At 72.2% G+C, this 381-nt stretch carries 1 pseudogene; it reads left to right on the plus strand.

Annotated features, from left to right (window positions below):
- Window positions 1-96: 96 nt before the first annotated feature.
- A pseudogene (locus P0D89_RS54235) lies at window positions 97-381 on the plus strand (hypothetical protein); the annotation flags it as partial.

Here is a 381-nt window from a genome sequence, read left to right on the forward strand (position 1 = left end):
CGCGGGGCGCGCGGGGGAGGAAGTCGAACCGGACATGGCAGGCGCTCTCAATCGGCCGCGGGCGCGGGGGCGTTCGCAGCGGCGCTGGCGCGCGGCGTGGTTGCCGCGGTGCTCCTGCTCGTGCTCGTGCTCGTGCTCGTGCTCGTGCTCGTGCTCGTGTTCGTGCTCATGTTCGTGCTCGTGCCGGTCGTGGCTACGGCGTTATTGCCGGGGCGCGCAGGGGTGTGCGCGTGGCTGGCCACAGTTGCGCGCGCAGATGCGTTGGCCGCTTTCGCAGACGCGTTGCCGCTGACGCTCGTCGCGTTGCCGGTGGCGTTATCGCCGCCGCGCGCCCGATTGGCCACCTCGCTGGCCATGCCAGCGGCAGCGGATGCGTTGGCT

The organism is Paraburkholderia sp. RL18-085-BIA-A (genome assembly GCF_046027075.1).
Classification (GTDB): domain Bacteria; phylum Pseudomonadota; class Gammaproteobacteria; order Burkholderiales; family Burkholderiaceae; genus Paraburkholderia.